The organism is Streptomyces sp. NPDC085937 (genome assembly GCF_044540535.1).
Lineage (GTDB): Bacteria > Actinomycetota > Actinomycetes > Streptomycetales > Streptomycetaceae > Streptomyces.
On the sequence record NZ_JBITSH010000010.1, the window covers coordinates 285,829 to 312,487 of the forward strand.

27 protein-coding genes and 1 pseudogene are annotated in these 26,659 nt (G+C 71.9%); 19 read left to right on the forward strand and 9 right to left on the reverse strand.

The window, feature by feature from the left end; translation table 11 throughout:
* Positions 1-49: 49 nt before the first annotated feature.
* Positions 50-745 (forward strand): type 1 glutamine amidotransferase domain-containing protein, encoded by a 696-nt coding sequence (locus ACIF8S_RS22375; RefSeq protein WP_400001172.1) that lies wholly within the window; start codon positions 50-52, stop codon positions 743-745.
* A 368-nt stretch (positions 746-1,113) separates the two neighbouring features.
* Complete coding sequence (locus tag ACIF8S_RS22380) at positions 1,114-2,766, forward strand: TlrC/CarA/OleB/SrmB family ABC-F type ribosomal protection protein (RefSeq protein WP_400001173.1); 1,653 nt, start codon at positions 1,114-1,116, stop codon at positions 2,764-2,766.
* A gap of 100 nt (positions 2,767-2,866) precedes the next feature.
* Here the strand turns inward: ACIF8S_RS22380 and ACIF8S_RS22385 are convergent, their stop codons facing one another.
* A complete protein-coding gene (locus ACIF8S_RS22385; protein WP_400001174.1) occupies positions 2,867-3,736 on the reverse strand; it encodes an alpha/beta fold hydrolase in 870 nt (289 codons plus the stop codon).
* Between the two features lie 460 nt (positions 3,737-4,196).
* On the opposite strand from ACIF8S_RS22385, the gene ACIF8S_RS22390 reads away from it, so the two are divergent.
* The 5 genes from ACIF8S_RS22390 (at position 4,197) to ACIF8S_RS22410 (ending at position 8,971) form a co-directional block, all read left to right on the forward strand.
* The gene (locus ACIF8S_RS22390) at positions 4,197-4,952 is read left to right on the forward strand and encodes a (5-formylfuran-3-yl)methyl phosphate synthase (RefSeq protein ID WP_400001176.1); all 756 of its coding nucleotides are present in this window, start codon (positions 4,197-4,199) and stop codon (positions 4,950-4,952) included.
* 8 nt (positions 4,953-4,960) lie between these two features.
* Entirely contained in the window at positions 4,961-6,370 is a 1,410-nt protein-coding gene (locus ACIF8S_RS22395; protein WP_400001177.1) for an aldehyde dehydrogenase family protein, read from the forward strand.
* A 3-nt stretch (positions 6,371-6,373) separates the two neighbouring features.
* The gene (locus tag ACIF8S_RS22400; RefSeq protein WP_400001179.1) at positions 6,374-7,480 is read left to right on the forward strand and encodes an NAD(P)-dependent alcohol dehydrogenase; all 1,107 of its coding nucleotides are present in this window, start codon (positions 6,374-6,376) and stop codon (positions 7,478-7,480) included.
* A gap of 65 nt (positions 7,481-7,545) precedes the next feature.
* The gene (locus tag ACIF8S_RS22405; protein WP_400001181.1) at positions 7,546-8,451 is read left to right on the forward strand and encodes a class I SAM-dependent methyltransferase; all 906 of its coding nucleotides are present in this window, start codon (positions 7,546-7,548) and stop codon (positions 8,449-8,451) included.
* 139 nt (positions 8,452-8,590) lie between these two features.
* Positions 8,591-8,971, forward strand: coding sequence for an SH3 domain-containing protein (locus ACIF8S_RS22410; protein ID WP_400001183.1), 381 nt, complete (start codon positions 8,591-8,593; stop codon positions 8,969-8,971).
* 98 nt (positions 8,972-9,069) lie between these two features.
* On the opposite strand, the gene ACIF8S_RS22415 is transcribed toward ACIF8S_RS22410, so the two are convergent.
* From ACIF8S_RS22415 to ACIF8S_RS22430, 4 genes are all read right to left on the reverse strand, one after another.
* Entirely contained in the window at positions 9,070-9,603 is a 534-nt protein-coding gene (locus ACIF8S_RS22415; protein WP_400001184.1) for a hypothetical protein, read from the reverse strand.
* A 152-nt stretch (positions 9,604-9,755) separates the two neighbouring features.
* Complete coding sequence (locus ACIF8S_RS22420) at positions 9,756-10,289, reverse strand: EF-hand domain-containing protein (RefSeq protein WP_349796129.1); 534 nt, start codon at positions 10,287-10,289, stop codon at positions 9,756-9,758.
* A 230-nt stretch (positions 10,290-10,519) separates the two neighbouring features.
* A complete protein-coding gene (locus ACIF8S_RS22425) occupies positions 10,520-11,209 on the reverse strand; it encodes a response regulator (RefSeq protein ID WP_400001185.1) in 690 nt (229 codons plus the stop codon).
* Complete coding sequence (locus tag ACIF8S_RS22430; RefSeq protein ID WP_400001186.1) at positions 11,206-12,150, reverse strand: sensor histidine kinase; 945 nt, start codon at positions 12,148-12,150, stop codon at positions 11,206-11,208. The genes ACIF8S_RS22425 and ACIF8S_RS22430 overlap by 4 nt, the downstream gene beginning before the upstream one ends.
* A gap of 515 nt (positions 12,151-12,665) precedes the next feature.
* Between ACIF8S_RS22430 and ACIF8S_RS22435 the strand changes: the two genes are divergently transcribed.
* The 8 genes and pseudogenes from ACIF8S_RS22435 (at position 12,666) to ACIF8S_RS22470 (ending at position 17,468) form a co-directional block, all read left to right on the forward strand.
* On the forward strand, positions 12,666-12,908 hold the full coding sequence (locus ACIF8S_RS22435) for a hypothetical protein (RefSeq protein WP_400001188.1): 243 nt from the start codon (positions 12,666-12,668) through the stop codon (positions 12,906-12,908).
* 10 nt (positions 12,909-12,918) lie between these two features.
* Positions 12,919-13,689, forward strand: coding sequence for a polysaccharide deacetylase family protein (locus tag ACIF8S_RS22440; RefSeq protein ID WP_400001190.1), 771 nt, complete (start codon positions 12,919-12,921; stop codon positions 13,687-13,689).
* Positions 13,690-14,129: 440 nt separating this feature from the next.
* Positions 14,130-14,633 carry a winged helix-turn-helix transcriptional regulator gene (locus ACIF8S_RS22445; protein ID WP_400001192.1) on the forward strand — a complete coding sequence of 168 codons (504 nt, stop codon included), beginning with the start codon at positions 14,130-14,132 and terminating at the stop codon, positions 14,631-14,633.
* A gap of 8 nt (positions 14,634-14,641) precedes the next feature.
* Entirely contained in the window at positions 14,642-15,487 is an 846-nt protein-coding gene (locus ACIF8S_RS22450) for an MBL fold metallo-hydrolase (RefSeq protein WP_400001194.1), read from the forward strand.
* 51 nt (positions 15,488-15,538) lie between these two features.
* Positions 15,539-15,631 (forward strand): annotated as a pseudogene (locus tag ACIF8S_RS22455) (dihydrofolate reductase); the annotation flags it as partial.
* Between the two features lie 156 nt (positions 15,632-15,787).
* Complete coding sequence (locus tag ACIF8S_RS22460; protein WP_400001196.1) at positions 15,788-16,324, forward strand: AAA family ATPase; 537 nt, start codon at positions 15,788-15,790, stop codon at positions 16,322-16,324.
* A 111-nt stretch (positions 16,325-16,435) separates the two neighbouring features.
* Positions 16,436-16,894, forward strand: coding sequence for an excalibur calcium-binding domain-containing protein (locus ACIF8S_RS22465; RefSeq protein WP_400001198.1), 459 nt, complete (start codon positions 16,436-16,438; stop codon positions 16,892-16,894).
* Between the two features lie 265 nt (positions 16,895-17,159).
* Positions 17,160-17,468 carry a hypothetical protein gene (locus tag ACIF8S_RS22470; RefSeq protein ID WP_145830378.1) on the forward strand — a complete coding sequence of 103 codons (309 nt, stop codon included), beginning with the start codon at positions 17,160-17,162 and terminating at the stop codon, positions 17,466-17,468.
* A 118-nt stretch (positions 17,469-17,586) separates the two neighbouring features.
* Here ACIF8S_RS22470 and ACIF8S_RS22475 read toward each other — a convergent pair whose 3' ends face one another.
* Together ACIF8S_RS22475 and ACIF8S_RS22480 are read right to left on the reverse strand one after the other, a co-directional pair.
* On the reverse strand, positions 17,587-19,254 hold the full coding sequence (locus ACIF8S_RS22475) for a RecQ family ATP-dependent DNA helicase (RefSeq protein WP_400001200.1): 1,668 nt from the start codon (positions 19,252-19,254) through the stop codon (positions 17,587-17,589).
* Between the two features lie 132 nt (positions 19,255-19,386).
* The gene (locus ACIF8S_RS22480; RefSeq protein ID WP_400001202.1) at positions 19,387-20,370 is read right to left on the reverse strand and encodes a GlxA family transcriptional regulator; all 984 of its coding nucleotides are present in this window, start codon (positions 20,368-20,370) and stop codon (positions 19,387-19,389) included.
* 125 nt (positions 20,371-20,495) lie between these two features.
* Between ACIF8S_RS22480 and ACIF8S_RS22485 the strand changes: the two genes are divergently transcribed.
* Positions 20,496-21,461 (forward strand): NADP-dependent oxidoreductase, encoded by a 966-nt coding sequence (locus ACIF8S_RS22485; protein WP_400001204.1) that lies wholly within the window; start codon positions 20,496-20,498, stop codon positions 21,459-21,461.
* A gap of 74 nt (positions 21,462-21,535) precedes the next feature.
* Positions 21,536-21,859, forward strand: a complete 324-nt coding sequence (locus tag ACIF8S_RS22490) for a hypothetical protein (protein ID WP_400001206.1) — start codon at positions 21,536-21,538, stop codon at positions 21,857-21,859.
* 132 nt (positions 21,860-21,991) lie between these two features.
* Here ACIF8S_RS22490 and ACIF8S_RS22495 read toward each other — a convergent pair whose 3' ends face one another.
* Entirely contained in the window at positions 21,992-22,561 is a 570-nt protein-coding gene (locus ACIF8S_RS22495) for a hypothetical protein (RefSeq protein ID WP_400001207.1), read from the reverse strand.
* A gap of 532 nt (positions 22,562-23,093) precedes the next feature.
* Between ACIF8S_RS22495 and ACIF8S_RS22500 the strand changes: the two genes are divergently transcribed.
* Positions 23,094-23,987 carry a hypothetical protein gene (locus ACIF8S_RS22500; protein ID WP_400001209.1) on the forward strand — a complete coding sequence of 298 codons (894 nt, stop codon included), beginning with the start codon at positions 23,094-23,096 and terminating at the stop codon, positions 23,985-23,987.
* Positions 23,988-24,525: 538 nt separating this feature from the next.
* On the opposite strand, the gene ACIF8S_RS22505 is transcribed toward ACIF8S_RS22500, so the two are convergent.
* The gene (locus ACIF8S_RS22505; protein WP_400001210.1) at positions 24,526-25,713 is read right to left on the reverse strand and encodes a M23 family metallopeptidase; all 1,188 of its coding nucleotides are present in this window, start codon (positions 25,711-25,713) and stop codon (positions 24,526-24,528) included.
* Between the two features lie 347 nt (positions 25,714-26,060).
* Here ACIF8S_RS22505 and ACIF8S_RS22510 point away from each other — a divergent pair, with 347 nt between their 5' ends.
* Positions 26,061-26,486, forward strand: coding sequence for a RidA family protein (locus ACIF8S_RS22510; protein ID WP_400001212.1), 426 nt, complete (start codon positions 26,061-26,063; stop codon positions 26,484-26,486).
* Positions 26,487-26,659: the final 173 nt, after the last annotated feature.

Sequence of the window (26,659 nt, forward strand, 5' to 3'; positions counted from 1 at the left end):
GACTAAACGGGTGGTGAACGCCTCGAAGGACCCGAGCGGAGGCGGCCCGATGGCAAAGGTCCTGTTCGTAGTGAGCGGTGCGGCGTACTGGGTGCTGAAGGACGGCACGCGATATGCGACGGGCTACTGGGCAGAAGAGTTTGCCAAACCGTACAAAGCGGTGACGTCCGCCGGGCACGACGTGGTGGTGGCGACACCGGGCGGCGCGATCCCGAGTGTCGACATGATGAGCCTCCGCCCGTCGATGGCGGGTGGTGAGCAGGGGGCTTTGGAACTCGAGGCCGTCATTCGTGACGCCGAGGTGCTGCGTCGCCCGCTGAAGCTTTCGGACGTGCGTCTGGAGGACTACGACGCGGTGTATCTGCCGGGTGGTCATGGCCCCATGTCCGATCTGGCCTTCGACGCGGACGCGGGCCGACTGCTGACCGCTCAACTCGCCTCAGGTGCACCGTTGTTCATCGTGTGCCATGCCCCCGCCGCGATGCTGGCGACCCGGATCCACGGAGTGTCGCCGTTCAAGGGCTACAAGGTCACCGGCTTCTCCGACGAGGAGGAGGAAGGTGTGGGGCTGGCTTCCCGGGCCACCTGGCTGCTGGAGACGGACCTGAAGGAAAAGGTCGGTGTGGAGTACAGCCGCGGGCCCGTGTGGGAGCCGTACATGGTTGAGGACCGGAACCTGGTCACAGGACAGAATCCGGCATCCGCCGAGGTCCTCGCCGAGAGGCTGTTGAAGATCCTCGCCTGAGTGCTCGGAGGGTGGGGGAGGGGCACGCGAACCGCGTGTGGCCGCTCGCCTCGCGACATCGTCGAATCGACCGCCCGGGGTCGCGGCGCCCGCTGCTGTCGGGCGGTGGTCATACCGTCGGCCCGGTCGACGTTGCCGCCCTGTCCGCGCCACCTGCGGAGCCGCACGTGACACTACCTGTGCGATCCGAGACGTATCGTCTTGTCAGATCGCCTCGTGTCCCGTAGTGTCCTGCGCATGGGTTCCCTGTGAGTTGACCGGTGCCGACCGCGTGGAGCAGTGCTCCGCCGTCGCCGCGCCCCGCCGTGCAGACGTCCACCCCGTTCCGGCCCGGGCCGAAGCCCGTTGCGCCAGGAGGGATCTCCATCGTGCACACCCCACAACTCACTCTTCGCCATGTCACCAAGGGCTACCCCGGCCGCACCGTTCTCGACGACGTCTCCTTCACCCTGAAGCCGGGTGAGAAGGCCGGACTGATCGGCGACAACGGCGCGGGCAAGTCCACGCTTCTCAGAATCGCCGCAGGTCAGGAGCGCCCGGACAGCGGAGAAGTGACCGTGGCCGCCGCCGGCGGTGTCGGTTACCTGCCCCAGACTCTCCCCCTGCCCCCGACCGCCACCGTCCAGGACGCCGTCGATCTGGCCCTCGCGGACCTGCGGGCCCTGGAGGCCGAGCTGCACCGGGCCGGGCAGGCGCTCCAGGACGTCGAGGACCCGGCGGCACTCGCCGCGTACGACGCGCTGCTCCGCCGGTACGAGGCCCGGGAGGGCTACGACGCCGACCACCGGGTGGACATCGCGCTGCACCACCTCGGCCTGCCGGCGCTCCGCCGCGATCGCCGGCTCGGCACCCTCTCCGGCGGTGAGCGCTCCCGTCTCGCCCTGTCCGGGGTCCTGGCCGGCCGTCCGGAGCTGCTGCTCCTCGACGAGCCGACCAACGACCTGGACGACCGGGCGGTCGAATGGCTGGAGGCCCAACTGCGGGCCCACCGCGGCACGGTGCTCGCCGTCACCCACGACCGCGTGTTCCTGGAGCGCCTGACCACCACGGTCCTGGAGGCCGAGGCGGGGAAGGTCACCCGCTACGGCGACGGCTACACCGGCTACCGGACGGCGAAAGCGGCGGAGCGCCGCCGCCGGCTGCAGGAGTACGAGGAATGGCGCTCCGAGCTGGCCCGCAACGAGCGGCTGGCCACCGGCCACGCCGCCCGCCTCGGCGTCATCCCGCGCAAGGCGCCGCTGGCCAACTTCGGCCACGGCGGCTTCCGGGCCCGCGGCCGGGCACACGGCGCGATGGCCCGCATCCGCAACGCCCGCGAGCGGGTCGAGCGGCTGACCGCCCACCCCGTCACCCCACCGCCCGACCCGCTGGCCTTCACGCCACGCGTGGCGGTGCCGGGGGAGGGTCCGGGAGGGGACACGGCAAGCGCGGTGGCGGAAGCGCCCGCCGTCCAGCTGTCGGACGTACGCGCGGGTGACCGCCTGCGTCTGGAGTCCCTCACCCTCGGCCGCAACGGCAGGCTCCTCGTCACCGGCCCCAACGGCGCCGGCAAAACCACCCTGTTGAAGCTGCTCGCCGGTGAGCTGCGACCGGACGAGGGCACGGTGCTGGTGCCCGGCAGGGTGGGCCACCTGCGCCAGGACGAGACGCCCTGGCCACCGGACCTGACGGTGACCGAGGCGTTCGGGATGGGGCGCGCGGGCACCGCCGACGAACACGCCGACGCCCTGCTCGCCCTCGGCCTCTTCCGCCCCGTGGAACTCGGCTCGCGCATGGGCGGGTTGTCGTACGGCCAGCGCCGCCGCGTGGATCTGGCGCGCCTGGTCGCGGAACCCGCCGGTCTCCTGCTGCTCGACGAGCCGACGAACCACCTGTCACCGGCGCTGGTCGAGCAACTGGAGGAGGCACTGACCGGCTACCCGGGGGCGATCGTCCTGGTCACCCACGACCGCTCACTCCGGGCACGGTTCCAAGGCGAGCATCTGCAACTGCCGCAGGCAACGGAGGCGCGGGTGGGGTGACAGCCGGTGCCGGGAGGCGCATCACCGCGCTGCCCCCGCACCCGCACTCCCGCGCCGCGATCGAGTCGTCGACGCGCGCCCGCGGGCCGGGCCACCCGGCCTACGAGGCGCCGTCGAGGACCTCCCGCAGCCGACGCGCGAACTCGTCGGGCTTCCCCGGGTAGCCGAACTCCCCGTCGCAGAAGCCACCGTGATGGCTCGGGAACACGGCCACCTTCTGCCCGAGCAGTGCGGCCATCGCGACGGAGGTGCGTGCCGTCAGCAGGTTCGCGGACTCCTCACCCACCGCGATCACCACGCGGGCCGGCGCGGCGGTGATCGCTTCGGCGTCCGGCCGGTAGCCGCTGACCGCCCACGACCGGTCGGACAGCAGCGGATCGTCACGGGAGCCGTCGTCCTCGGTGGGCATGCCGAACGCCGCGGGATCGGCTTCGGGCTGCGCGAAGTACGCGTCCGTGAACTCACCTTGCCACGAGGTCATGGCCACGAACGCGGCCATCCCGGCCCCCCATCCCCGCATTTCGTACGCGTCCCGGACCGCCGCCCGCGCCCGCACGGCCGCGGGGCCGTCCGGGGTGAGGGTGACGAGCGGCGGCTCGTGCGCGACCAGCGTGGTCACGTCCGAGGGATACCTCTCCACCAGCGCGAGCGCGGTGATCGCCCCGCCGCTGCTGGCGAACACCTCGACCGGCCCGGCCCCGAGCGCCTCGATGACGGCGTGCAGGTCCTCGGCCTGTGTCTCCGGCGTGTGGTCGACCCGCCCGTCCTTGCGGACACTGCGGCCGAGGCCGCGCGGGTCGTAGGTGATCACGGTCCGCTCGGGGAAGCGCGCGGCGAGCGCGGCGAAGCCGGAGGCGTCCATGGGCTGCCCGACCATCAGCAAGGGCGGCCGTCCGTCACCGGCCGGCAGCGGCCCCCGCACGTCGTAGACGAGGTCGGCGCCGGCTGTCTCAAGCGTGTGAGTCTTCATGCCCGTGCAGACCGGTCCCGCCGCGCGAACTCATCGGTGCGGCATGCGCCGTTCGACGTCATCAGGCAGCGCGCTGCGAGCTCCTTGGCGGCGGCCTCCCGTCCCGCACCAGGCCGAGCGCGCGGACGGCGAGGGTGTCGAGCGATGACACCCCCCACCCTCGGGGCGAAGGACGGCTGTGACGTCACTGCGTGCGCCCCCTCGGCGGGGCACCACGCACGGTCCGGACGAGTGAGGACGGGGGCGGCGAGGCGCGGGCGCTCGCCGCAACGCACCGCGGCGCGGGCCCGTTCGCTCCGGTGTGCACGGCGCGCAGCGCCCCGCCCTGATCACCCAATGGGCACTCCGTGCGCCCTTTCGGCTGCGAAGGGTGACGGAAATGATGAGTGCGCCAGACAAGGACCAGGCGATCCGCGGCCCCCGTCCACGGACGGGCCGGACCCGCGGCGAAGGAGGCCAGGTGTTGCTTCTCATCTCCCCGGACGGTGTCGAGGAAGCGCTCGACTGCGCCAAGGCGGCGGAGCACCTCGACATCGTCGACGTCAAGAAGCCCGACGAGGGCTCTCTCGGCGCGAACTTCCCCTGGGTCATCAGGGAGATCCGCGAAGCGGTCCCGGAGGACAAGCCGGTGTCCGCGACCGTGGGAGATGTCCCGTACAAGCCCGGCACGGTGGCCCAGGCCGCACTCGGCGCGGTCGTCTCCGGAGCCACTTACATCAAGGTCGGCCTCTACGGATGCACCACCCCTGACCAGGGCATCGAGGTCATGCGCGCCGTCGTACGGGCGGTGAAGGAGCACAACCCGGACGCGCTCGTCGTCGCCTCGGGCTACGCCGACGCCCACCGCGTCGGCTGCGTCAATCCGCTCGCGGTGCCCGACATCGCGGCCCGCTCCGGCGCCGACGCGGCCATGCTGGACACCGCCGTGAAGGACGGGACGCGACTGTTCGACCACGTGTCCCCGGACGTCTGCGCCGAGTTCGTCCGGCTGGCCCACGCGTCCGGCCGGCTCGCCGCCCTCGCCGGCAGCGTCCGCCAGGACGACCTCGCGGAACTGACCCGCATCGGCACGGACATCGTGGGGGTCAGGGGAGCCGTCTGCGAGGGCGGCGACCGCAACGCCGGCAGGATCCAGCCGCACCTGGTGGCCGCCTTCCGGGCGGAGATGGACCGGCACGACCGGGAACAAACCGTCAGCCTTCCCGCCGCGCGCTGACCACCGCCATGCCGAACCCCGACACCGAGCCCGAACGCACCCCCGGACCGGGGGCCGGCCGGTTCGCGGTCGTCGACCCGGCCACCGGGGAAGCGTTCGACGAAGCTCCCGACATGCGGCCGGACGACCTGGACGCCGTGATCGGCCGGGCCCACCGGGCCTGGAGCGGCTGGCGTGCTGACCCCGCCGCGCGCAGCACCGCGCTGCGCGCGGCGGCCGACGCGGTGGAGGCCGCCGGCGACGACCTCGCCCGCCTGCTCACCCGGGAACAGGGAAAGCCCCTGTCCGAGTCGTCCGCGGAGGTCACCCGTACGGCGGCCCGCCTCCGCTACTTCGCGGACCTCACCCCCAGAACCCGGCCGATCGACGACGGCCGGCCGGTCCACAGCGAGGTCCGGTGGCGGTCGCTCGGGCCCGTCGCCGCGATCGTGCCGTGGAACTTCCCCCTCCAACTGGCGGCGGCGAAGTTCGCGCCCGCTCTGGCGGCCGGCAACACGGTGGTCGTCAAACCCTCCCCGTACACCCCGCTGGCCACCAGGATGCTCGGCTCTCTCCTCGCCGCCGTCCTGCCCGAGGACGTCCTGACCGTCGTCACCGGCCGCGAACCCCTCGGCGGTCGTCTCGCCTCCCATCCGGGCATCCGCCATGTCACCTTCACCGGTTCGGTGTCCACCGGGCGGGAGGTCGCCCGGGCGGCGGCGGCCTCCCTCGCCCGGGTCACGCTCGAACTGGGCGGCAACGACGCCGCCGTCCTCCTGGACGACGTCGACGTGGAGGGGATCGCCGACCGGCTGTTCTGGGCGGCGTTCCGCAACTGCGGACAGGTCTGCATGGCGGTCAAACGCCTCTACGTCCCCGCCCGGCTGCACACCGACGTCGTCGAAGCCCTCGCCCAGCGGGCGAAGACCGTCGCCGTCGGCCCCGGCCTCGACCCGGCGACCCAGCTGGGCCCGGTCAACAACGCGGCCCAACTGGCCCGCGTCGAACACCTCACCCAGCAGGCCCTGGCGGACGGCGCCCGGGCCGCGGCCGGCGGCCACCGGCAGGACGGCCCGGGCTACTTCTTCACGCCCACCGTCCTCGCCGACGTGCCACCCGACAGCCCGGTCGTCACCGGGGAGCAGTTCGGACCGGTCCTGCCGGTGCTGCCGTACCGGAACCTCGACGAAGCCGTCGACGCGGCCAACGGCACCGGCTTCGGACTGGGCGGATCCGTGTGGGGCACCGACCTCGACCGGGCCGAGGCGGTGGCCGAGCGGCTCGAATGCGGCACCGCCTGGGTCAACCACCACGCCGAGCTGTCCCTGGCCCAGCCCTTCGCGGGCGTCAAGGACAGCGGCGTCGGCGTCGCGGGCGGGCCGTGGGGGCTGTACGGCAACCTCCAGCCGTTCGTCGTCCACCGCCCGCGGGAGGCGTGACGCATGAGGTTCCAGGCAGCCGTACTGCGGTCCTACGACGCCCCGTTCACGATGGAGGAGGTGGTGCTGCGCACGGAGCCTGCCGTCGGTGAGCTCCTGGTCGAGATCGCGGGCACCGGCATGTGCCGGACCGATCTCGCCGTCCGGCGGTCCGCCGGCCGGAGCCCGGTGCCCGCCGTCCTCGGCCACGAGGGCGCCGGGGTCGTGGTCCGCACGGGGGACGGCCCGGACACGGGGATCGACGTCGGAGACCATGTCGTGCTGAGCTTCGACTCCTGCGGACATTGCCCGACCTGCCGCGGCGCGGCCCCCGCCTACTGCGACTCGTTCGCGTCCCTCAACCTCTTCGGGGGACGCGAGGAGAAACCGGCGCGGCTCACCGACGCCTCCGGCAACGCACTGGCGCCCCGCTGGTTCGGGCAGTCCTCGTTCGCCGAGTACGCCCTCGTCCCGGCCCGCAACGCCGTACGGGTCGATCCCGCGCTGCCGCTCGAACTGCTCGGCCCTCTCGGCTGCGGCTCCCTCACCGGGGCCGGGGCCGTGCTGAACACCTTCGAGGCGGGACCCGGCGACACGCTCGTCGTCCTCGGCGCGGGAGCCGTGGGCCTGACCGCGGTGATGGCGGCCACCGCCGCCGGCGTACTGACCGTGGCCGTCGACCGGCACCCCGAACGGCTCGCGGCGGCCGAGCGGTTCGGCGCGATCGCTCTGCCCGCCGCCTCACCCGGCCTGCCCGAGCGCATCCGGCGACTGACCGACGGCGGCGCCCGGTACGCGCTGGACACCACGGCCTCACCGCCGCTCATCAACCAGGCGCTGCACGCACTGCGTCCCACCGGCAGCCTCGGACTGGTGGCACGCCTCCACACCCCGCTCGCCCTCGAACCGGGCACCCTCGACCGCGGCCGCAGCGTGCGCCACATCTGCGAAGGCGACGCCGTGCCCGCGCTGTTGATCCCGCGGCTGATCTCACTGTGGCGGGCCGGGCGGTTCCCCTTCGACCAGCTGATCCGCACCTACCCCTTGTCCGGCATCAACGAGGCGGAACGCGACTGCGACGCCGGCCGGGTGGTCAAACCCGTCCTGCTCCCGGACAGGGCGAGCGGATGACCGCGGCACCCGCTCACCCGGCCCTCGACCTTTCCACCCCCCATCCCCCCGCCGACGGAGGCAGCATGGCAGGCACGGCACCCCAGCACACGGACGTGGAAGGCGTGGACGGAGGAGTGGGCCTGACCGCACTCCTGGTCGCCGCGTCGCGGGCCGTCGAAACCCACCGTGACGACAGTCTGGCCCAGGACCCCTTCGCCGAACACTTCGTGCGCGCGGCCCCTGCCTGCACGCACTGGCCGGTGCGCATCGAGGAGGTCGCGGACGGGGACGACAACCCGCTGTGGGGGAGGTTCGCCCGCTACTTCGGCCTGCGGACGAGGGTGCTGGACGACTTCGTTCTCGGGTCGGTCGGTGCGGGCCCACGCCAAGTGGTGTTACTGGGCGCCGGGTTGGACACCCGAGCCTTCCGCCTGGACCTGCCGTCCGACTCCGTCGTGTTCGAGATCGACAGGGCGGGGGTGCTGGCGTTCAAGGAACGGGTGCTCACGGACCTGTCGGCGGCTCCGAAGGCGAAGCGCGTCCCCGTGCCGGTCGACCTGCGGGAGGACTGGGCCGGTGCGCTCACCGCGGCCGGGTTCGACCCGGCCGCTCCGAGCGTCTGGCTGGCCGAGGGGCTCCTCTTCTACCTGCCCGGCCCGGCCGAGACGTACCTCGTCGACACGGTGGACCGGCTGGCCGCCGGAGGCAGTGCGCTGGCCTTCGAGGCCAAGCTGGAGAAGGACCTCCTGGCGTACCGGGACAGTGCGACCTACACGGCGACGCGGGACCTCATCGGCATCGACCTGCTCCACCTCTTCGACAAGGGGCCACGGCCCGACTCCGCGGGCGCCCTGTCGGCGAAGGGCTGGTCCACCTCGACGCACACGCCTTTCGAGTTCACCCGCCAGCACGGACGCGGTCCCCTCCCTGAGCCCAACGACGCGCTGGAGGGGAACCGTTGGGTGTTCGCCCACAAACTCGCGCCATGACCCCGGTTTCCGGCCGTCATGCGGGACGGCCGCGGCAACACGCCGGGAATCGCCTTGAACGGTGGCCCCGTGCGGGCGACGCTGACCACACCAGGGGCCCGCCCAGAGGCTCCCGGGACTCGACAGGGGGAATCGGAAGATGCGCAGGACGAGTGCACGACCGCTGACCATGACGGTGATCGCCGCGGCGGTGGGCGTGATGGCCGCCGCGGGCATGACCGCCCCGGCCGCCGCGGCGGAGGCGTCGCAGACCGACCGGACGAACGTGAGTGCCGCGTTCGAGACGGTCACCACCTGGGTGCAGGGCAATGTGCGGATCGGGCCGTCGACGGGGTACCGCATCGCCTACACCGTCGCGGCGAACCAGAACCTCACCGCCGTATGCTGGCTCGAGGGCGGCACGGTCACCGCCAACGGCTACACCCACAACAAGTGGGTGTACCTCTCGGACGACAGGTACATCTGGGGCGGGCTGCTCAAGGGCAACGAGGTGGGCAACGTCAGCTCGCACTGCTGGTGACCCGCCGGCCGCTCCCGCACTCGCGGCGGGAGCGGCCGTCCGCCGCGCGGGGCCGCTCCCGGCAGCACCACCTGTAATGCCTCACGTGTCATCGGGGGTCAGCGCCCCGGTGCGTCCTCGCGCGGCAGCGGGCCGACGTCCGCGTGGCGGCCGGGGCGGAGGGCCGCGTGCCGCTGTCCGGGTCCGGGGCCGCCACGCGCGGCCAGGGCGTCGGCGACGGCACCGGTGACGAACGCGTAGACGGTCTTGTGCAGGATGTCCACCGCGAGTTCCCGGCGGGGCCAGGTCTGCGGCGGCGCGCCGACACCGGTCGCGTTCTCCAGGATCTGGTCGTTGGTGAGGCGGACGACGGTGAACTTGGCGGAGGCGACCGGTCCGCGCAGCCCGGCCTGGGCCATGACCGACCGCAGCACGCCGAGGAGGGCGGCCTGACCGAAGTGCATGGCCCAGTTGACCTTGAGCGGCTGCCTGCCGGGCCGCTCCGGCAGGCAGGTCAGGCGCTGCAGGACGCGGGCCGGCACATGGGAGTCCGGCCGGCCCGTGACGGCCTGCTCCAGCTTCTCGCCGAGCGTCATCACGACGGCACCGGCGGTACCGGCGACCAGCCCCTGCCACAGTGCGTGCTTCATCATGCGGGGGCGGGTACCCGTTCAGCCGACCAGGTCACGCGTCGGCCGACGGAAGTGCCCAGGCGTCGCGCGCCCCGGGCGGGCGGCCCGGTGCGCGGGTGGGGTGAGGGCGGGCCGAGGCCGCGAACGGCGTGGGTGCCCGTGATCCGGTCCGGTCAGACGGCCCGGGCCGTCACCAGTTGGTCGCCCGGGATCCCCGCCCTGTCCGGCGCGTAGTACTCCTTGATGCCGGCGGCCCACGTGGCCACGGTGACGCGGTCGTCGGCGTCCGGGCCGAAGGCGTCGAAGAGGGCGTGGATGTTCGCCTCCTCGAAGCCGATCGCCCTCATCAGCGACACGAACAGGGGGCGCTCGATCAGACCGTCCCCGTCGGGATCGCCGAGTGCGGAGAGGGCCTCGGCGAACTCGGTGATCGTGGGGCCGAAACGCTCGGGGTCGAGCACGAAGGGACGGAACTCCTCCACGGAGATGACGCCGTCGCCGTTGGCGTCCAGTTCCGTGGACAGCGTCGTCCAGTAGCGGCGGAACGCGGCTCGGATGGCGTCCTTCGCGCCGTCGTCCGAAGCAGCTGCCGCTTCCAGGACACGGCCCGTCATCAGGTCGAAGTCGTCGGAGTCGAGGACTCCGTTGCCGTTGGCGTCGAAGAGGGAGAAGACCAGCTCGACCCGCTTGGCGGCCTCATCTCGCATGTGTGTCACCTGTCTTCCACGACCCGACGATGTCGGGCCTGTTCCGTGATCCATGGAACCGTCAGGGACGTGCCGCAGGCTCCGATCTTCGTTATTGGTGCCGGTGGAACCGCCGGATGACCATGTGTGACACGTCCGGCGCCGCACCTGTGACGACCAGGGTGTTCCTACCGATCCCGTTGATCAGCTCATCGGACCTGGTGCCCTCCCCGCGCCCGGACGCCGACGCCTCAGAGGCTCCCCGACCGATAGACGAGCAGCGCGATCTGCACCCGGTTGTTGAGCCCGAGCTTGGTCAGGATGTGGGAGACGTGCGACTTGACCGTGGGGACGCTCATGTAGAGGTCGGCCGCGATCTGCGCGTTGGTCCGGCCGTCGGCGACGGCGAGGGCGACCTCCCGCTCCCGGTCGCCGAGCAGCCCGAGCTGCCGCCGGGCGTCGTCGGCGCCGCCCGGGTCGTGCGCCGGGGGAGGGGCGGGTGAGTCCTGCGCGGGCGGCTGGTGGGCGACGGCGTCGACGAGGTGCCGCAGGGCCTCCGGGGACATCACCGGCTCCCCGGCCGAGGTGCGGCGCACCGCGTCGATGATCGTCTCCGGCCGGGTGTGCTTCAGCAGGAAGCCGGCCGCGCCCGCCCGCAGGGCGCGCAGCACGTAGTCGTCCGTGGTGAACGTCGTCAGCATGAGGATCTCCGGCCGCCCCCCGGGCCTGGCCCGCAGCAGGCGGGTGGCCTCCAGACCGTCCACGGTCGGCATGCGGATGTCCATCAGTACGAGGTCGGGGTCGTACCGCTCGACCAGTTCGACGACCTCATCGCCGTCCTGGGCCTCGCCCACCACCTCGATGTCGCCGGCGGAGGCCAGCATCATCCGCAGCCCGGCCCGTACCAGGGCGTCGTCGTCGACGAGCAGCACCCGGATCATGCGGCCGGCCAGGGGAGACGGGCCAGCAGGTGATGCGTCACGCCGTCGCCGCCGTCGGGGCGCAGTTCGTGACGGAGTTCCCCGCCGGCCAGGGCGGCGCGTTCCGTGAGGCCGACCAGGCCGAGCCCGCTGCCGGGGACGGGGGACGTGGATCCGGGGGTCACGGGGTTGGCCACCTCGATGGTCAGGCCGGCCCCCGGGGCGCCGCGCACGACGAGGCGTACGGGCTGTCCGGGGGCGTGCTTGCGGGCGTTGGTGAGGGCTTCCTGGACGATCCGATAGGCGGTGCGTCCCATGGCGGGCGGGGCGGCGGCCGTGTCGGCGGGCGCGCAGTCGAAGACGAGGTCGATCGCGCTCCCGGCGGTACGCGACTCCTCCACGAGGCGCATCAGGTCGGCGAGGACCGGCTGCGGCGCCGACGACCGGGAGGCGTCGGCCGGGGGAGCGCGCAGCACGCCGAGCAGTTGCTGCAGTTCCTCCAGCGCCTGGTGGGCGCTGTCCCGGATCACGCCCGCGGCCTGCTGGACCTGTTCCGTGGGTGCCCCTGGGTTCACCTGCAGGGCGCCCGCGTGCACGCTCAGCAGGGACAGCCGGTGCGCCAGCGTGTCGTGCATCTCGTGGGCGATCGCCTCGCGTTCGCGCTGCCGGGCATGCTCGGCGCGCAGGGCGGCCTCGGTCCTGGCCTGCTCGGTGCGCTCGCGCAGTCCGCGCAGGAACAGCCCCCAGCCGACGGCCCCGCCCACCAGCACCGCACCGGTCACCACCGTCGACAGGGTGCGCGAGCCGGGCGCGTACACGACGAGGTAGAGGACGCAGGGCAACAGGGCCAGCGAGGTGACGGCGGCGACCGTCCGGACCGGGCGCGTCGCCGCCACGGTGCACAGGGCGACGAGGGCGGCCGGGATCAGCGGCCACACCACCGACAGGAGCACCAGCAGCACGGCGACCGGTACCGGCCAACGGCGCCGCCACCACAGCAGTACGCCGGCCGCCGTCGCGACCAGCAGAGCCGATGCCGCACCGATTTCAAGGGAAGCAGGAAACGAAACAAGACGTCCGAATTCCTGGACAAAGGCAGTCCCCGACGGAAATCGCGGATAAACCGCCAAGTCGTTCGCCTGCGCATAGGACACGGTGACCGAAAGCGCCGCGGCGCCGATCACCGTCAGTAGATCGACGAGCCGGTCACGGCCGTTCCTGCTCATGCTCCTCCATCTCACCCGGCACAGCGTACGACATCGGTGCGCAGGTCAGATTCCCCGGAGGGTACGGGAGCGGGCCACTGAGCCAGATCCCTACTTTGGTATGAGTGCGGCTGAGGATTTCTTGCCGTACTCCTACTTTCGTCACAAGGCGTCGTCGACCAAATGCCGAAGCCGGCGACCGGGGCGCATTTCTAGCGTGGTGGTCACGTAATCACCGAAACGATCAATTCACGTTGGAAAAGAGAATTCCCATGCTTTCGCGTCTGCGTCCCGTGCCGGCCGTCGCCGCCCTCGTCGGCGGACTGCTGGTCCTGTCCGGCGCCTGGCGGCTCGCCACCCGTGCCTGGGCCCACCTGGACGGATGGCTGTTCGGCCGCCTGCCCTACGGATCCGGGCTGGGCCACCTCGCGCTGCTGGTCCTCGGAGGGGCCGTCCTGGCCCTGGCCGTCCGTTCCGCCCGCCACGCCGGCGCCCCGGCCGGCCAGGGACGGTGACGGGCGCACCGTGAAATCGACCAAGACCCGCATTCTGACGGCCGCCGCCGCCCTGCTGATCGCCGCGGCCGTGACGGTCTCCCTGACCGGCTGGTCCACCCTGAGCAACGTGATCAGTCCGGCCGAAGCGCGCGCACAGGCACCGAAGGACGCCGCGGTCGCCGGACCTGTCGACTGCCGCAAGGCCAAGTGCATCGCGCTGACCTTCGACGGCGGACCCAGCAGGCCCACCCCGAAACTCCTGGACGTCCTCAAGAGCGAGAAGGTGCACGCGACCTTCTTCCTCCAGGGGAAGAAGCACACCGACACCTTCCCGGAGACGGTCCGCCGCATGGCCCGCGAGGGGCACGAGATCGCCAACCACACCTGGACCCACAAGAACCTCAAGGAACTCACCGACGAGGAGGTGCGCGCCCAGATGCTCCCCGTCCAGCGGGACATCGAGAAGATCACCGGGCACGCCCCCACCCTGATGCGGCCACCGGGCGGCGCCACCGACGACGACCTCAAGAAGATCATGAAGGACCTGGGGCTCGCCCAGATCCTCTGGAGCGTCACCGCCAAGGACTACGAGACCACGGACACCGCACTGATAGAGAAGCGCGTCCTCGACGGGGCCGCGCGCGACGGCATCATCCTGCTGCACGAACGCTACGCGGGCACCATCCCGGCCGTGCCGGACATCATCCACCGGCTTCGGAAGCGGGGATACACGTTCGTGACGGTCCCCGAGCTCATGGCACCGGCGAAGCCCCGACCGGGCGAGGTGTACCGCCCCTGACCCCTTCCTCACACACCGGTGCCCGAGACGTCCTCGCCCCGCCGCCCGGCCTCAGTCGGGCTGTCGGCCGCACCGGGCGGGCCGGACGTCCCGGCCGGTGCGCGGTAGCGGGCGGCCACCGCCCTCGCGCGGTCGCGCAGCGTCGTGAGGAGCCATTGCGGGGTTCGAACTCGAAGGCACCGCCGTCGCGTGAGGTGACGGCTTCCCCCTGGTCGCCCGGGCCGTCGGACCGGCGCGAGCGACCGGGGAGCCGCGCTCCGGAGCGGGGCGAGCGCTCTGCACCGGTCCCGCATCCGCGGGACCGGTGTTTCGGCGTTCCGGACCCTCACAACCTCCCCGCCCCGGACGACGCGGCGGGGCTCGGACGAGTCTCACTTCACTTTTTGGTGTCAGCCCTGGCTTCACTTTCCGAAGTCTGCTTTCATGGAGCCATGGATGCCATGTCGTTGCCGGCCAACCAGCACTGCTCGATCGCCCGGACCCTCGGCGTGCTGGGCCAGAAGTGGAATCTCCTGCTGCTCCGTGAGGCCTTCCTCGGCCGCACCCGCTTCGCGGAGTTCCAGCGCATCGGCATCCCCAACGCGACCCTCGGCCAGCGCCTGAACGACCTCGTGTGCGCCGGGCTCATGGAGCGCGTGACGTATCAGCAGGAGGGCGAGCGCAGCCGCGAGGAGTACGTCCTCACGGACGCCGGCTGCGACGTTCTGCCGATCCTGGCCGCGCTCAGCGCGTGGGGCGACCGGCACCGCCCGCAGGAGATGGGTCAGGGCGTCGTCTACACGGTCGACGGGGAGCGTCCCGTGCGCCTCGAGTTCCGCGGCCCGGACGGCGAGCCGGTCGACCAGGACGCCGTCTCGATCATCAGGGGACCGGCCTACTACGCCGCCCTCGCCGCCGCCGGCCGGTCGCCCGACCGTGACGGCGGCTGCCGCCCAGTCAGTTAGGAAGCACCATGCCCACCAGTGGCCCCCTCGCCTACGAGGTTTTCATCGCCGACCCGATCCCGCAGAACGTCACGGAGCCCGTCCCCAACGGCGACCGCCGGATGTTCTCCCCGCTGTCCGTCACCCTGATCCACGGGGAACGGGACGCGGTCCTGGTCGACCCGCCGCTGACCTCCGCCCAGGCGGAAGCGGTGGCGGACCGGGTGGAAGCCACCGGCAAGAACCTGACCCACATCGTCGCGACCCACGGCCACGGCGACCACTGGTTCACCGCCGGCCTCCTGGCGGAACGCTTCGGTGCGACGGTCGTCGCCGCCGAGGGCACGATCGCGGAGATGCACCGCAACGTCTCCCTGCGCCCGCAGCTGTGGGACCGGCTCTTCCCCGGTCAGATCCCGGACGCCCCCGTCACCGCCGTCACCGTCCCCGGGAACCGGCTCACCCTCGAAGGGCACGAGCTGCGCATCGTCGAGGTCGGCCACAGCGACACGGACGGGACCGGCGTCCTGCACGTGCCCGACCTCGACCTCGTCGTGGCCGGCGACGTCATCTACAACGGCGTCCACCAGTACCTCGTCGAATCCGCGAACGGCGGCCGCGACGCCTGGCGCAAGGCCATCACCCTCGTCGAGGACCTCCGGCCCCGTCTGATCGTCACAGGCCACAAGAACAGGGAACTCGACGACGACGCCGACCGCGCGATCACCGAGACCCGCCGCTACCTCGACGCCGCCGACGAACTCCTCGCCCGGCACGACGACCCGCTCGGCTTCTTCCACGCCATGCTGGAACGCTTCCCCGACCACCTGAACCCGGGCGCCCTGTGGAGCGGCGCGGTCGCCCTGTACCGGTGACCGTCCACCCGCCGCCGATGACTTCGGGCCGCGAAGCGGGTCAGTACGGACATGACCCGCATCATCGCTGACATCTCGACGTCCCTCGACGGCTACGTGACCGGTCCAGACCCCCTCCCTGACAACGGTCCGGGGCTCGACGGAGCGTGATCCCGGCGACGACGTCGACGCACCTCTTCCACGAGGTACTGCGCTGATCCACGACGGTGCCGGGCCGATATCCCGCTCGGCGCAACTCGTTCCGGTCATCACTTCGAGAATGCCCGTACGCGGTCTCCGCCCGCCCCTACGGTCGACGGCATGAGGGCGGGCACGGAACGCACCAGGCTGGTCATCCTGCGCGGCAACAGCGCATCGGGGAAGTCGTCCGTCGCGGCAGGGCTGCGCGACCGCTTCGGCCGGGGTCTCGCCCTGGTCGCCCAGGACAACCTCCGCCGGGTCGTGCTGCGCGAGCACGACCGCCCCGGCGCCGCCAACATCGGTCTGATCGACCTCACCGCCCGTTACGCGCTCGACGCCGGCTTCCACGTCGTCGTCGAAGGCATCCTCCACGCCGACCGCTACGGCACCATGCTGACCCGGCTGTGCGCCGACCACGGCGGCCCGACCCACGCGTACTACCTGGACGTGCCCTTCCCCGAGACGCTCGCCCGCCACGCCACCAAGCCGATCGCTGACGAGGTGCATGAGGCCCAGTTGCGCGAGTGGTACCGCCCGCGCGATCTGCTGCCCGGCGGCGTCGAGACCGTCATCGACGCCGACAGCACCCTGCGGGAGACCGTCGACCGGATCATGTGCGACACCGGCCTGAACCGCCTGCCCGCCGCGGACTGCTGACGGAGCGTCACCGGAAGCGACGCTCGCTCCAGAGGTGCGTGCCACGCGAGTTCATATCTTCATCACACAACCGCTACAGTTCGTCCTTCAACAAGTATCCCGGGGGACGTCATGACCAATCCGTACACACCGGCGGGCCGCACAGCGCCGAAGTGGGCACGCAAGCGCTACGTGCTGCCCGCGCTCGGCTTCGCCTTCGCCCTCGGCGCCATGGGGGCCGGCGCCGACGACAGCAGCGCGGCCGGCGACGCCAAGCCCGCGGTGGCGAAGGCCCAACCGACGGCGACCGTCACCGCGACGGTGACCGCCGAACCCTCCGTCGACCCGGAACCCGCCCCGACGGTCACGGAGACGGTCACCGAGTCGGTCAAGGTCAAGGTGAAGGTCACCAAAACCGTCACCGCGGAACCCGTGGAGGACGACTACAGCGGCGGCGGAGGAGGCGGGGGCAGCGCCTACTACGAGAACTGCGACGCCGCACGCGCCGCCGGCGCGGCTCCCGTGCACCGCGGCGACCCCGGGTACGGCAGGCACCTGGACCGCGACGGCGACGGCGTCGGCTGCGAGTAGCGGCTGACCGGCCCGGCGCGCTCCTCGCGTCGGCGACGAAGCGTCGCCGCGGGGCGGCGGCGGTGTCCTTCGCCGGCGCGATCCGATCCTCGGCGCGGGCCGCGGAGTACGGCCCGCCGTGTATGGGACCGCCGCTCCGTGGCACTCGTCGTACGCGGCAGGCCCCCGCTTCTCCGCGGCGCGACCACCGCGTGCAGAGACCCGCCGAGTGTGAGGACGGTGCCGAAGTGACCGGGAACAACACCACCGAACCCGGGCGCACGCCGTGAAGCGCGGCAAGCGGTACGCCGTCGCCGCCTCCGGGCAGTGGACCGACGAGGAGGAGGGCCGCCGCAGGCTGCCCGCGGGGGAGGTCCACGCGTGGGAGCCGGGGCGCAACGAAACCGTCTGCGGGCTGTCCCTCAGCCGCTCGCGCCTCGCCCGCTTCTCGCACGTGAGCTGGCCCGACATCATCCCGGAGTCGGGCGGCGCGGCCGACCGCGTGCAGAGGGTGTGCCCGCGCTGCGCCTCGGTGGCCGGACGCCGCGGCAGCGACGCACGCCCACGCTGGGTGCGTGTCCGTCCACGGCCATGAGTACGACGCGGGAGCGGCAGGCAGCCTGATACGGGACCCGGACCAGGCAAGCGCGATACGGGACCCGCGCCAGGCTGCCTGTGGCCGGCTCCGTACTGGCGCGGTTGCCGCCGGTCCCTCAGGCCTCGGTCAGCAGGTCGCCCTCCTCCACGGCTGTCAGCGACAACGTCTTGTAGCCGACCTGCTCGAAGAGTACGACGACGCGGTCCTCCTCCATGCGCATCACCGTGCCCGCACCCCAGTCCGCGTGCTCCACGCGGTCGTTGGGCTCATACGGCCCGTCATGCCCGGCCGGGGGAGCGGCGTCCGCCCGCCCGGTGGCCGTGAGGGTGGGAGCCTGGGCCTGGCGGTCACAGACGTCGCAGCGGGCGCACGGTGTGTCCAGCTGATCGCCGAAGTAGCCGAGAAGGTACTGGCGACGGCAGGTCGGCGTCTCCGCGTAGCCGCGCATCATCTCGATGCGCGACCGGTCGATACGGCGCCGCCGCTCGAACACCTCCTCCGCCGCTCCGGCGGCCTCGTCCGCCGAGCGGCCGGGCAGCGCCCGCACCGCGCGGCGCTTCCCCTCGACGGTCACGGCTTCCGCCTCGTCCAGGAGGTTCAGCAGATCGCTGGTCTTCCGCCGGGACAGCCCGCACAGCTGAGCCAAGCGGCTACGGCTCTGCGGCGCTTCCTGACCGGACAGCGTGGTCATGATCCGGCGCAGTGCGTCGGTGTCCAGGGACCGGGCCGTGAGGAACTTCTGCAGCCCCAGGTCCTCGGGACGGTAGAACAGCACCGCGTGGGCCGGTTCCCCGTCCCGGCCGGCACGCCCGACCTCCTGGTAGTAGGAGTCGAGCGACTCGGGGACGGACGCGTGCGCGACGAAACGTACGTCGGGCTTGTCGATGCCCATGCCGAACGCCGAGGTGGCCACGACCACGGCGGGCGTACCCGTCATGAACCCGTCCTGGATCCGGCGGCGGTCGGTGGCCTTCAGCCCCGCGTGGTACGCCTCGGCGTCGACACCGTCCTGCCGCAGGCGTTCCGCGTACGCCTCGGCGTCCTTGCGGGTGGCGGTGTAGAGGATGCCCGGGGCGGGCGCCTCGGCCGCCCAACGGGAGACGGCCTCACGTTTGGAGGGGTCGTCCGTGAAGGTGTGCACGGTCAGGTGGATCTCCGGCCGGTCCGTGCCCGTCGTCACGACATGCGGCTCGCGCATGTGCAGATGCTCGACGATGTCCTCCCGCACCGGGGCGGCGGCTGTCGCCGTCAGGGCGAGGACCGGCGGGCGGCCCAGCCGGTCGGCGGCCTCGCCCAGGTTGAGGTAGTCGGGACGGAAGTCGTGGCCCCAGGCGGACACGCAGTGGGCCTCGTCGACGACGAACAGTGAGGGGCGCAGCTCCCTCAGCCGCTCCATGACGTCCTTCCTGGCCAGCTGCTCGGGGGAGAGGAACAGGTACTGCGCATCGCCGTCCTCGACCGCCTGCCAGCCCTCGTCGGTCGCCGAGCGCGGCTGGGCGGAGTTAACGGCCACCGCGTCCGGGGCGTCGCTGTCCCGCAGCCCGGTGACCTGGTCGCGCTGCAGGGCGATCAGCGGGGACACGACGACGGTCGGGCCGCCCAGGACGACGGTCGGCACCTGATAGATCGCCGACTTGCCGGAGCCGGTGGGCATGACGACCAGCACGTCACGGCCGTCCAGCAGCGCCCGCATCGCCTCCGCCTGTTCCGCGCCCAGATCGTCCCACCCGAACCGCTCACGGGCGACGCGGTGCAGCTCCGCGATCCCCTCGTCCCTGTCCATCGCGTCCGCCCTTCCACCCTCTGACCTGTACGTTCCCGCCCCGGGTGCCCGCCGTACGGAGGAGGATGCGAGGCGCGACACAATCGCAACGCCGAGGGTCACCGCGGACGGGCTCGCCGGCCCTGGACGTGGTCACCGCACGGCGGCGGCCGTCCCCGGAGCGCCGTGCGCCCGACGGTAGGCAGCCGGAGAGAGCCCCACATACGTGTGGAACTGCCTGCGCAGGGCGACCGGGTCACTGAATCCGCAGGCGCCGGCGATCCGGGCGACGGGCAGATCCGTGGACTCCAGCAGCTGGCGCGCGTGGGCCAGTCGCCGCTGCGACAGCCACTTGAGCGGACTGACGCCCGTCTCCTGCCGGAACCGCCGGGTGAAGGTACGCACGCTCATGTGGGCGTGCCGTGCCATGTCCTCGAGGGTGATCGGTTCGGCCAGCCGCCGCACCGCCCACTCCCGGGTCGCCGAGGTGGAACGGTCGACGTCCGGCGGCACCACGTGCTCGATGAACTGTGCCTGCCCGCCCTCGCGCCAGGGTGCCGCGACGACCCGTCGGGCGGCGGCCGCGGCGACGCTCGCCCCGTGGTCCTGACGGACCAGGTGAAGGCACAGGTCGATGCCCGCGGCGCCACCGGCGGACGTGAGGATGTGGCCGTTGTCGACGAACAGCACGTTCGGATCGACCTCGACGCCGGGGAACAGCCCCGCGAACGCCTCGCACAGCGTCCAGTGCGTGGTGGCCCGCAGACCGTCGAGAAGCCCGGCCGCCGCGAGGAGAAAGGCCGAGGTGCACAGGCTCACGATGCGGGTCCGCGGCCCGATCGACTTCAGAAGCGTGGAGACGTCCCCGGGAAGCGTCCCCGTCGCGAGCAGCTCGGCAGTGGGCTCCAGGGTGGCGATCACGACCGTGTCGGCGGTCCGCAGCAGCGACTCGTCGTGCTCGACGACGATCTGGAAATCCTCGTGCGTACGAACCGGCCGCCCCCCGATCGAGCAGGTCCCGACCGTGTAGAGCCGGCTGCCGTCCGGCGCGCGCGCTTCGTTGAACACCCGGGCCGGGATCCCCAGATCCAGAGGCAGGACTCCGTCGAGGGCGAGTACGGCGACACGATGCGTCATGGCCCGAATGGTACGACGGGTGTCCCTTGGGCCACTCACCCGCGGTCGAGTCGGCAGGGCAGAGTGGATCTCGTCGGGTCCGCCCGGCGAGCGAGCGCAACCAGGAAGAACAGGAGCGAGAAACCATGAGCGGCCACACCATGCGTGCCGTCACGATCAAGGAATTCGGCGGCCCGGAGGTCCTGACCCCCGAGGAGGTGTCCCGCCCCGCACCGCTGCCGACCGAGGTGCTGGTGCGTGTCCACGCCGCCGGCATCAACCCCGTGGACTGGAAGACGCGCGAGGGACAGGGCATGGCGGGCCTGCAGACGTTCCCGCTCATCCTGGGCTGGGACGTCTCCGGCGTCGTCGAGGAGGTCGGCTTCGGCGTCACCACGCTCAAGCCGGGCGACGAGGTGTACGGCATGCCGTGGTTCCCCCGCGCCGCCGGAGCCTACGCCGAGTACGTCACGGCCCCGGCCCGCCAGTGGGCCCGCAAGCCCGCCACCGTGGACCACGCGCACGCGGCCGCCGTACCGCTGGCGGCACTGACCGCCTGGCAGATCCTGGTCGACACCGCCGACGTGCGGGCGGGCCGGCGCGTGCTGATCACGGCCGCCGCCGGAGGGGTGGGCCACTTCGCCGTCCAGTTCGCCCGGCACCTGGGCGCGCACGTGATCGCGACCGCCGGCGCGGCCCGCCACGCCTGGCTGAAGGACCTCGGCGCCGACGAGACGATCGACTACACCACCACCCGCTTCGAAGAAGCCGCGGCCGACGTGGACGTGGTCATCGACCTGGTCGGGGACGGGCAGGACCGGACGAGCACCCGCTCCCTGAAGACCCTGGCCCCGGGCGGCCTGCTGATCGCCGTCCCCGGCGGCGTCTCCCCGGACCTGGCGGCGGCCGCCGAGGCGGCGGGCGTACGGTCCACCGGCTTCCTGGTCGAGCCGGACGGCCACGCGCTGACGACGATCGCGGGCCTGATCGACGCGGGCGAGGTCACCGTGGAGGTGGAGAAGACGTTCCCGCTCGACCAGGCCGCCGCGGCCCACACCCACGGCGAGTCCGGCCACACCCGGGGCAAGCTGGTCCTGACCGTGACCGACTGACCTCCACGCGTCCCTCGGCATGACGACGGTCATGAGCCGTGTTGGGACCGGGCGGTACCGGGCAGTCCGACGGTGTGGACGCACACCAGTCACCGGAGCGGACCCCCGACGGGCACCACATCGTCGTCCGGGGGAGGAGATGGAGGGCGACGGATCCCTCCGTCCCCGAGGAGATCGCGGCTCGCCTCCGACGTCATCTCATGGCCGCACGCCGTGCGGTGCGCTCCGCGACCTCCGCGGGCGACGAACAGGGCGAGCGGGCGGCGCGTGCCCGAGTGAACCGGGCGAAGATCGCGCTGGGCGAGCGGGGCACCCCTTGGTGGGAGCAGCCCGAGGACGAGCGCCGGCAACGCTGGGAGGCGGGCCTCGAGTCGCTCGACGGGGAGGAGCAGGGCTGAACGGCGTGGGCACTCCCGTGCCGGGCTGCTCCCGCCCCGGGGCCGGCGCCGTTGTGGCGTCGGCCGTGTCGTGCTCGTCAGGGGGCCAGGGCCCCCGGCGCTGCTGCGGCCCTGCCCTTCCCACCGCATGCGCTACGGCATCAGGTGGGTCATGGAACGGGCCCGCTCCCACATGCCGGGGATCTGCTCGACCGGGCGCTGCTGTTCGCCGTGCAGGGCGTTCAGCACGACCAGGCACCCGGTCAGGGCCGGTACCGCCCACTGGACGGCAGCCAGCTGCCGCCGGGCCTTGTCCAGATCGATCGGGTGCTTCTCGGCCTGTTGGGCGTCGGACAAGTCGGTGGAGGAGGCCAGCTCGACCTTCTTGCCCAGAACACGGGCGTAGGCGGTCGCGGCCAGGGCCGCGGCGGTCACGACGGTCTTGGCCGCGGTGGAGGCGCCCACGCCTTGCTGGGTGGCTACTCGGTGCGCGTTCACGGCGAGCAGCCCGCCACCGCCGAACAGGTGCGCTCCGATCGCGGCGGCGTTGACCGGCGTCCACCTGGCCCAGCCCGAGGAGGAGATCCGGTCCCGGCCCGTCTCCGTGCTCCCTTCGTCCTGAGCCGCGCCGTTGAGGCCCACCGCCCCCATCAGCGAGCCCCCGAACCAGGCGGCCAGACCGACGTCATGCAGGCTGCGGATGACGGTGTTGCGTTCAGACATGGCGAAGCTCCCTGTGGTTCGGCCGGAAGGGCTCGGCCTACGTGAACGGCGAAGCCCACACCACCGTCGCCGGACGGTGCAACCACCGCCATCACGGCAGGCCGTTCGGGTGAAGTAGGGGCTTCGTTCCGAAGCGTCCCCCATCGGGTTGACCGGTGGTGACGGTTACGACGAGCGCGATGTCGGGGCCGCCGGCAGGGGCTTGCGGAGGATTTGGTTGAGGCCGAACTCGGTTTGACTCTCACGGACGTCGGTGTATCCCAGGCCACCTCGCGCAGGCATCGCTGGACGATGTCGGCGAGCTGGGGAGCGTCGTCGGGGCGAAACGGTCGGATGGTGATCGCCATGGTGCCTCCCGGTAGTGGTCGGGGTGGGCAGGATCTCAGACGCTTCCGGGCAGCAGCGCCGCCGTCACGTCCTTCGGTACTGAGGTTCCGGCCGATGCTCTGTGGCCGGCCGCTCATACGGATCTTGACGTGGATCTTGCTTCGGTCGAAGGTACTGGTCTGAACAACCGGGGTGGGACATGGACATGGCGCAGCAGTATGCGCAGCAGTGCTCGGAGCTGTACGCGGCTGGTGGTTTCGCCGCCGTGCGGCGGACGGCACAGGCAGGGCTCGACCAGGTGGGGCCGACGGCGGTGCTGTTCCGATGGCTGGGCCAGGCGCACGCCGCGGAGGACGAGGACGATCACGATGCCGAGGCGGAGCGCGCCTACCGGAGTGGTCTGGAACTGGCCCCCGACGACCTGGGGCTGCTCGTGTGCTATCTGGAGCTGTGCCTGCGTGCGGACGCCTTCGACTATCCGGCCAGGGCGGGGCGGGTGGCTACGCTGCGGGCGCGCATCGACGAACTGGCCCCTGCCGGGTCGCCGGAGCGCCAACGTGTTGACGACGCCTTCGGCTGGGTCGGCCGCGGATATTGGGACGACCTGGTCGCAGCCGCGGGCCGTGTCGAACTGCAGCAGGCGGAGTCTGCCGAACTGAGCGAGAGGGTGGCTGGTGCGCTCCGCGCCGGCGCCACTGACGCGGTCTCTCCGGCGGCCGCGGGAGAGGACGTGCGGGAAGCGGAACTGGCCGCGGCACTCGAGCTGTTGCAGGGCTGGGCGAACGCTCCCCTGCGGTTTCTGGTGACTCACCGCACCGCTGCCTACGTCATCACGTGTGTCGCGGCCCTCGGCGTGAACCGCCTGCTCGTCACCACCGGAGTGGTCACCTTCAGCGCCTGGGGCTGGCTGCTGTGGATTCCGTTGTTCGCGGCCGAGGGCAAACTCCGTGCCGCCCGCAAACTGGCGCGTGAGCGTGTCGTCGCACGTATCGAGCAACGGCATGTTCTGGAGAAGGCGGGTGCGCCGACCGCGGAAGAAGCCCCGGAGGCGAAGCCGCGTACGGCTGGCGCGCGGGACGGCAGCAACGGGCAACACTGACAAGCGGATACACCCCGCAACAGTCGCGCGCATCGGTCAACTCGACTGCGCATGGGTTCTGCCCGGGCACAGTAGGCGACGCGGCTGATGACGTAGTTCTTCATGTGCGAGTTTCCCTCCCCGGTTGAACCCTGCTGACTGTATGCCGTCATGCCGGAGAACTCGCGGTGCAGCACCGACGTCGTCGGCCTCGACGGTCCCTGACGGCATTGATGGTCGCGTGCCGCGTGTGATGGCGGCTCCACTTGAGCACCCGTACTCAGGCGCGCCGCTGTCCCTCCGCTTCAGCATGGTGAACATGGTGAAGCGGGTCCTGGACCTTGGCCTGACGGTCCTGATGTCAGGGCTCGAAGTGGCGGCGCTGGTTGCCTTCTGGTTCGTCGAAGGCATGGAGAAGTGGGGCGCCGAGGGAGGACCGGTTCCACATGCGACAAGCCGGATCTTCATGGTGCTGGGCGCGGGGTCGGCCTCCTCGGCGCTGATCGGCTACGGCTTCTCCTGTGCTGGTCTGCCGGGCACGCGCCCGGCTCGGGTGAGCTCAGCCGCCGCTCGTCAGCCAGGCGCTCGGTTCCATGTACTGGCCGTCGAGGAGGACCTCGAAGTGCAGGTGCGGACCGGTGGACAGCCCCGTCGAGCCGGCGAGTCCCACGGGCTGTCCCGTGGTCACGCTCTGGCCGGTGGTCACCTGAAGGGCGGACAGGTGACTGTACGTGGTCTCCAGCCGTTTGCCCTCGATCGTGCCGTGATTGACGACCACGCGGTAGCCGTAGGCCGGGGTCATACCGGCGAACTCCACCCGCCCCTCGCGGGCCGCGTGGACCTGGGCTCCCTGCGGCGCGTCGAAGTCGATGCCCGTGTGCAGTTTGGTGACCCCGGTCAGCGGGTGCCGGCGCGTACCGAACGGTGAGGTGACGTTGAGCGTGGCGACGGGCGGTTGCAGCAGGGGGCCCGCCGCCTGGCCGCTCTCCTGCTCGGGGTTCTGCTGGACCAGTGCGTCGTACTGCGGAAGTCGCTTCCGTACCTCGGTGACGAAGCCGCGGGCCGAAGCGGGGACCTTGCCGGCCTTCGTGACCTCGTCCGCTCCGGCCGCGTAGGCAGCGAGGGCGAGGTCGGCGACGTCCCCGTTGATGGTGCCCTTGGTGCGCAGTGCGGTCATCTTCTCCGCCAAGGAGCAGTCCCGCCGCCCCAGCGCCATGATCGCGTCGATCGCGTCGCGTGGCGAGGACGTGCCGTTGCCGTCGTCGTCCCGGCCCCAGGTCTTCCAGTCGGCTGCCGTGAAACGGGCGAGACCCTGCTCGGACAGACTCGCGCCGTCCGTCTGCCACCCGGACAACTGGTCGATGTGCGCGGCAAGGAGCGCCGGGGTGATGCCGGGGCAGTCCGCGGTGGCCCGACGGAGCCACGGGACGTAGGAACCGTCCACCTTGCTGACGGACGACTCCGACCCCTGCGGCGCCTGATCCTGCGGCACGGCCGTGTCGAAGACGCCGGCCAAGGAGAGGAAGACGAAGACCCCGGAGAGCGTCACCACTCCCGGCAGCACGATCAGCGTGAGAGGGCCGGGTCCGCGACGAGGACGGCTGCTCGTCCCCGTGCTGCTCGTCCCTGTGCTGTTCGTCCCTGCGCTGCTCGTTCCCGTGTTGTTCGTCCTCGTGCTGGACGTCTGCGTGGCCGGCGTCGTGGGGCCGGGCTGTGCCGTGCCGTCGTCCGTGGGCTCGTTGTGCATGGTCTGTTCCCGGTCGCCCCCGACACGCGGGAGTCAGCCGCTTTTTCCCCGTTCCTGGTCACCGGCCGACGGATTTCCTCGACGGCACCACGGCGGGGGCGTGGCACCGGGGGACGTATCGGCTCGGGCTCAGACACTAACCGGGCCCGTCCCGGCGGGTCACCGGGCGCGAGGCCAGTGTGGGCTGCCCGATGGGGCACTGCCGGTGCCCGGAGCGACAGTGCTGGGGTGGGGCCGGCAGTGTGCCGTCGTGGTCGGTGCGGCCAGCCGTGTCTGGTGCCTGGCGTTGGGGCGAGCGAGCGAAAAGGTGATGCGCCCCGGCCGGCCGATCCGGGAGACTCGCGCGTATGACGGCCGAGATCACGCGTATCAATCCCGACCAGCTGCACACGACTCCGGGGTACCACCACATCACCGTCGTGGAGGCGGGCCGGACGGCGTACCTGGCGGGACAGTGTCCCCTCGACCGCTCAGGGGAGCTGGTGGGACCGGGTGATCTGGACGCCCAGATCGACCAGGTGGTGGCCAACGCCGTCGCGGCCTTGAGCGCGGTGGGCGCCGGTCCGGAGCGCGTCGTCCGCTCGGTGATCTACGTGGTCAGTGACGACGCCGCGGTGCTCGGTGGAGCGTGGCGGCGACTGACCGGTTCGGCCCTGGGACCGGCGTTCACCACGGCGAGCACACTGCTGGGAGTCGCCCGGCTCGGCTTCGCCGGACAACTGGTCGAGGTCGACCTGACGGCCGCTCTGCCCGAGCGGCCGGCATCGCGCTAGAAGCGGGACTCCACGGCCGGCCGTACCGAGGAGTCACGCCTTGACGGTACGCAGCGTCCGGCGGTGGGGGGGGGGGGGGGGGGGGGGGCCCCCCCCCCCCCCCCCCCCCCCCCGGGAGAAAACACAACACCCCAACCCCCGCCCCACCCGGGGGGGCGGAGGGGGGGGGCGGC